General features: G+C 64.9%; 1 protein-coding gene and 1 pseudogene. Both read left to right on the top strand.

The window, feature by feature from the left end:
• A partial coding sequence (locus tag ACP5E6_RS16600) for a hypothetical protein (RefSeq protein WP_427956004.1) occupies positions 1-422 on the top strand: 422 nt, incomplete at its 5' end.
• Positions 422-1,461: pseudogene (locus tag ACP5E6_RS16595) on the top strand (ATP-binding protein); the annotation flags it as partial. The gene ACP5E6_RS16600 and the pseudogene ACP5E6_RS16595, both read left to right, overlap by 1 nt.

The following is a 1,461-nucleotide window of genomic DNA, read 5'->3' as shown; positions in this document are numbered from 1 at the left end:
ATCTGCCGAAGGGACTGGGCGGGACCGTCCCGATCCTCGTCTCGACCGGCCAGATGTCACAGGGTTTCATCCCCGGATATCTCTCGAAGGGGGCGGAGGTTCCCTGGATCACCAGCTATGCAGGTGGCCGGGTTTCGGCCGAACGGATTGCCTCCTTCACCACACCGACGGCGTCGCACGGCATCACCATCTCGCATGTGTCGGTCGTCCTGAAACTGCACGATATTCCCGCTTTTCTCCGGGCCAAATCGGTCGCCGCGCTGCTCGGCCGGGGCGCGCCGCATCGGACCATGACCCGCACCGTGACCATGGAAGAGACCTCCGGTGGCTGGAAACTCGTCAACGAGAACGGATTCGTCCCGCTAATCGGCGAGCGGCACGTTGCGCGGTTCCGCAAGATGGCCGTGTCGGGGTTCCTCTGATGTCGGTCTTTTCGGTTTTCGCGAAATTCGCGGCGAAGGCCTCGTTCCTGATGCCGGCACCGCTCTACAATTTCTGCGATCTCGAGACCGCCGACGATCGCTCGCTGATCACCCGCGAGGGCGACCGGGTATCACTGGTCCGCATTCACGGCCTCACCCGGATGATCGGCGAGGCGGGCACCGACCGGATCGTCGAGGAATTGCGTCTCGAACTCCAGGGGGCGCTCGAAGCGAAAGGGCAGGGGATCCAATGCTGGTTCGCCTGCGATCCGACCCAGACGGGTTCCGTCCTCGAGACGATGCTCGCAGGCCCGCGCGCGATCGCCCGCGATCTCGGCATGTCGTTCGAGGACATCTTCGCCGAGCGCGCAAAGATCTGGCCGCGTCTGATGCGCTGGGAGGATGCGCATCTCGTGCTCTGGACCCGCAAATCGATGCTGTCGCGCGAGGAAGCGTCACAGTCGCAGACGGCGCAGGAAGCCGCAGCCAAAGGCGCGCCCCGGATCGGGACCACCGGGCTGAAGGCACAGAACATCTTCCTCGCCTCCGACATTCTCGGCGTGAAGCACATGGCCTTCGTGAACCGGGTGATGTCGGCGTTTCGTGGTCAGGGGATCATGGTCGAGGAAATCCCCTGCCGGGATGCCCTCGTGACCATGCGTGAATCCCTCTACCCCGAGACCCGCGATTCCAACTGGACGCCGCTGCTGCCGGGCGATCCGGTCCGGGTCCGGATGCCCGACGAGGGTGAAAAACCGGCCGCCGATCATGTGCTGTGGCCCAATCTGCCGAGCCAGATCTTTCGCGACGATGCCGAGACGATCGGCAGCCGGGCGGTGCGGATCGGCGATCACGATTACGCGGCGATCGAGGTGGTGCTCGGTCCGGAAATCCCACGCCCCTTCGCCGAACTCGTTGCCCGTCTTGCCCGCGCGCAGGTGCCTTGGCGCGCCTCGACCTGGCTCGAGAGCGGCGGCCCGGCGACCATGATGATGAAATCCGTCTTCGCCGAACTGCTCGCCTTCGATCCGGAGAACCG

Source organism: Acidiphilium sp., assembly GCF_049977125.1.
Taxonomy (GTDB): domain Bacteria; phylum Pseudomonadota; class Alphaproteobacteria; order Acetobacterales; family Acetobacteraceae; genus Acidiphilium.
Note: the sequence above shows the minus strand (reverse complement) of the source record. Positions and strands in the feature narration are given on the sequence as shown.